The sequence below is a fragment of the Fulvivirga aurantia genome, assembly GCF_009711475.1.
Lineage (GTDB): Bacteria > Bacteroidota > Bacteroidia > Cytophagales > Cyclobacteriaceae > Fulvivirga > Fulvivirga aurantia.
Map to the genome: position 1 here is coordinate 1 of NZ_SMMD01000612.1, position 4,617 is coordinate 4,617.

The 4,617-nt window shown below is 40.0% G+C and carries 5 protein-coding genes; 1 reads left to right on the forward strand and 4 read right to left on the reverse strand.

Going from position 1 to position 4,617, the window contains the following annotated elements:
- The 3 genes from E1176_RS05695 to E1176_RS05705 form a co-directional block, all read right to left on the reverse strand.
- A partial coding sequence (locus tag E1176_RS05695; protein ID WP_155209601.1) for an outer membrane beta-barrel protein occupies window positions 1–432 on the reverse strand: 432 nt, incomplete at its 3' end.
- Between the two features lie 491 nt (window positions 433–923).
- Window positions 924–1,214, reverse strand: a complete 291-nt coding sequence (locus E1176_RS05700; protein WP_155209602.1) for a type II toxin-antitoxin system RelE/ParE family toxin — start codon at window positions 1,212–1,214, stop codon at window positions 924–926.
- Complete coding sequence (locus E1176_RS05705) at window positions 1,211–1,444, reverse strand: hypothetical protein (protein ID WP_155209603.1); 234 nt, start codon at window positions 1,442–1,444, stop codon at window positions 1,211–1,213. The genes E1176_RS05700 and E1176_RS05705 overlap by 4 nt, the downstream gene beginning before the upstream one ends.
- Window positions 1,445–2,419: 975 nt before the next feature.
- Between E1176_RS05705 and E1176_RS05710 the strand changes: the two genes are divergently transcribed.
- A complete protein-coding gene (locus E1176_RS05710; RefSeq protein WP_185152649.1) occupies window positions 2,420–4,273 on the forward strand; it encodes a S9 family peptidase in 1,854 nt (617 codons plus the stop codon).
- Between the two features lie 75 nt (window positions 4,274–4,348).
- Here E1176_RS05710 and E1176_RS20905 read toward each other — a convergent pair.
- On the reverse strand, window positions 4,349–4,617 hold a 269-nt coding region (locus tag E1176_RS20905; RefSeq protein WP_222933091.1), incomplete at its 5' end, for a type II toxin-antitoxin system RelE/ParE family toxin.

Here is a 4,617-nt window from a genome sequence, read left to right on the forward strand (position 1 = left end):
TTTGCATCCAATTTTTGTATTTAATGAAACGCCAGACTCTAGAGCCAGATTAAGTTGATTATTTAATGGAAATTTTAATGCAATCAATAGGGGTATATTAAGATAATTTACTTGAGCATTGAAATCTTGAATTAATTGGCTTTCAACATAAGCTCCTTTTTCAAAATAACCTAGTCCAGTTTTAAAATAACCATACTTCCAGAAATCATATTGTACTAAAAATGATAGATTCAGCCCATTCCTATCATTTATTTTTCCACGAGTTCTACCATTATATGAGACGTGGTTATCAACTAATAAACCCTCAACTGTTGTTTTATTGATTCCAAATGTTCCTCCAATTAACAGTTTGTTTTTAGATTGAGTTACTTCTTGTCCAATTACAGTTAAATAAGAGGACATGAACAATAGCGTGATTGTAATTACTTTCATTTGTTTAGACTATGGTCTTAACGCCCGGCTAGCGCGCTGTGTGCTACCTAGGCTGATTAAGCACGCAAACTAATGAAATCTTTTGATTCACGAGGGGATGTGCGGCATGAATTTCGCGTATGAGTAATTCTGTGTTTTGAGCCAAGTTGTACAGACATTGGGCAAGAACTTTCTGCCACCATTGCCTGCCCAAGTATTTTCGAGACCCGGAATGCTTCTCGGGTCATTGGACTTTTCATAAGCTTTTAAGATCTCTTTTTTCCTGTCCTATTGGTAAGCTTTTCCATAAAGCCCCTGGCTTAGAATCCAAAATTCGATAAGGAGCCCTTGTTAAGTCTTATCTTAAAAGTAGCGGAAAAAGGTAAGTGGTGTAAAGAGCACTTGCTTTATGCTTTACGAACCGCCCAGTACGAGACCCGTATCCGCCAGCTGGCGGATGAGAGGTGCACCATAGGCTTATGGCTCACGGCCGTCTACTCGACTAGAGCAAGTTATTTAGGCTTTTTGATTGGATCCTGTCTAGAGTCAAAGAATGTAAGCAGACTGATGTGATTTTTATTGATTCGATAAAAAACACGAGTTTGCTTAGATATCTGAAATCCGTAGATTTTCTTTTCTGCAACCTCCAAAGAACCTAATTCAGGGAATTTTTCTAATAACTCAAGAAAGTCGAATACCTTGTCCTGAAATTTAATTGTAGATAACTGTCCAAACTCTTTATTGATATACGATTTTATTTTTAGAAACTTTGATTCAGACCTCTTCGTCCAATAAATCGTCATTTATATTTTTTCTTCATTTCGGAGTGAGGGATTAAATTCTCGGGGTCATTGGACTCTTCATAAGCTTTTAAGACCTCTTTTTTTTGCTCTATTGATAAGCTCTTCCATAAAGCCCCTGGCTTAGAATCCTTACGCTCTAAAAGGATGTCGTATAATGATTGCAGAAGATTAGAGTTCTCTATCTTATCAATAAGTTCGTGTAGGTGTGATCTTAATTCGACTGTTCTCATAATATAAAGTTATACAATAAAATTTATTATGTAGTTCGTCAGTCACGCAAAATTTGCTCTAACGAGATATGACGCTGTTCCTGCCTGCTGGCAAAGGCAGGGCCTCCGAGCTTTATTAATTCCGATAAAATTTTGAATCTGCGGTGCATTCAAAGTATCAGATACGCACTGAGCCATATAGCTCATTTTAGCTGTACAGTACGATTTACTTAATTCAATTTCAGGTGGGTATACTTGCTAATTTCTATTCCAATTCCTGTTCCAGTTGAGTCCAACATTGGGTATAAATAACAGTCCCTAATGAACAAATTCGAAAGAGTAGTATCATTAAGGTTCAATTTAGTTTTATTAGAAGGGCTAATATGACTATCAACATTGCTTATGATTTTAAATTCTCTGTCTTCATTGTGAGCGACATGAAGGTAATCATATTCTTGATTCAGTAATGTCAATTCAATTGAGTCGCCCAAAGGTTTAATTTGAATTTTCAATCCTCTGGATTATTATAAATAATTATATCCTGAAGAATCAACGTGTCCTCTATATAGCTAAACCTATATACAGAGTCTTTTTCATCAGAGCTGAAGAATAGAACATTATATCCATTCTCAAATCGAGTGGTGTCGATTAGTACTTCTGCACGCCTTTCTGAATTATCAGACTGACATCCAAATATTAATAAAACTGATATGTATAGAATTTTTCTCAACTTGTAGCTAACGTACGTCTGTATGACGCTGGGCGCCTACCGTACTGATTTGCAGTGAAAGTAGTGATTTCTCTAATTATATAAAAGGTGAGGGAAATACAGGCCTGGTGATTTAATTTTTTAACCATTTGAAGATTTAATTAAATTAAAAGTTAAATTGAGATTGTCTATTACTATCTAACCTCATGAAACACTTAATATATTTCTTTGCAATCTGCCTCGTTTTTTGTGCTCTTCAGGTATCCTCACAAAATCGGCTGCAGGTCATGACAGACTTAATACCTCCCTTTCCTGAGCATCTTAATGACCCTCGGCCACAAGGCAAGGTACTTGGGCCAGGGCTATTTAACCATATACCACCTGTGAGAGAGGCCTATCATCAAGGCACAGAGCGCTATGCAGGACACACACCAAATGGCGAGCTTTACTTTCGCACCACTGACTCAACTCAACACATAGTAGCAAAGCCTACCAAAGGCTGGCGATGGGATATAGCCGATGCGCTGTGGTCACCCGATGGCACGTATCTCTTGGCCAGACAGGTTGATGACAGAGCTGTACCCAGAATCTCGTTAACGAAAAAAGATACAGTGGTACAGTGGCCTTATAGTCGTGCGGGAGATCCTCTTCCTAAAATTCAATATTATATTGTAACCACCTCAACAGGGGAAGTAAAGCCAATTGCTCATGGCCTAACCAAGCCCTACGTGCACGCTTTGTCGTGGAGTACAGATGGAAGTGAGTTACGCATGGCCAGGGCTGATCGGCTGATGAAAACACTCGAGCTTCTACAGGTGAGTCCTGAAACCGGAGAAACTGAAGTTTGGCTTTCAGAAACTGCCGATACGTATCTTTTGGGACTGTACCTGCTACAAGGTTATACAGGTAGGCTACGCAGATCAAATGTGTTTTACTTTCTCGATGATCGTGAGCAAGTTATTTATACCAGTGAGCGGTCTGGTTATTACCAGCTATACCTCTATGACAAAAACGGAGAATTGATACGACCTTTAACCAACTATGAGAAAAATGGGTTGGTGAGTTTTCTGGCCTCTGTTGACCCGGTTGAAGGTTATGCATATTTTGTCGGGCAGGGTGATCATGCAAACCCTCAAAATCAACAGGTGTACAGATCATCATTGAACGAGCAAAACATCGAAAAAATCATAGATGGGCCAACCATCATGGAAGTGCTTTTGACTGAAACGCGAGACAGCTTATGGGTATGGCGCAATGACATGGACAAATTTTCAACTCTGGAGATAATAGACACATCAGGCAAAACACGCTCCACTTACTGGTCAGCAGATATGTCTCCCCTGGCTGAAATTGGGCTAAAGCCTGAAGTGGTTCCGATGTTGGCTTCCGATGGCAAAGTCACGATCGATGCCATGGTGTTTAAACCCAAAAATTTTAATCCTGACGCAGAATACCCTGTAGTAGAATGGATCTATGGGGCGGCCCATACTGCCGCGATCGACAGGAGTATCATATCCCCTTCCCATTTTGAATTGCAAAACCTGGCCAATCAGGGGTTTATTGTGGTGATCATCGATGGTCGCGGTACACCAGGTCGTGGCGAGAAATTTCGTAACCTTAGCTATGGCAAATTTGGGCAATTGGAATTGGCCGATCATGTGCACGTCTTGCAGCAATTAGCTAGTAAACGACCGTACATGGATTTGGATAAACTTGGTATCGCTGGCCACAGCTGGGGTGGGCATTATGCACTACGAGCCGTTATTGAGCATCCTTATTTCTACAAAGCTGCTCACCTGAGTGCTCCCGCTATTGATCCGGTAAATTTTCGTATAGCTATCGAAGCTTATATGGGTTGCTTACCTGACGAATGTCCCAAGGCTTATGAGCGATCTGCCTTAACACCAAAGCTCAATAGACTCAAAGCTCCATTGCTGATTAACCATGGAACGGCAGATGATGATGTGCCGATCGATGATACTTACTATTTAATAGAGGAACTGAAGCGTATCAACTACGAAAATTTCGAATTGGTAGAGTTTCCGGGAATGGATCACATTATAATGAAGAATCCGGCATGGGAGAAAGGTTTGATTTCATTCTTTGTGGAACAGTTAGGAGAAAAGCCAGAAGGAGAGTAATCTGATGGAGCAGTGCTCCAAACATTGAACGAATGGGCGAGGAGCAGTCACTAAAGCACTTTAGCATATGCGTAGCTAGGTAATGTTTGCAACAGTCAGTTTGTTAGTCAAGTCAATAGGGTTCTGGCGATTATCCCAAAGAAGAAGTACTTTGGTGAGCTTGCCTGTGTTGATGTAAAATAGCGACACACTTTTATGGATTAGAAGCTTTCTGAATTGGGTGTTAGGTATTAATGGAGCAATATTCGGATTAGATTTTATTTGCAGAATTCGTTTATCAATTAAGTCCAAGAAATACTCAACAACCTCATTATTCCATTGTTTTGAGATGAATTCTTTGGTCG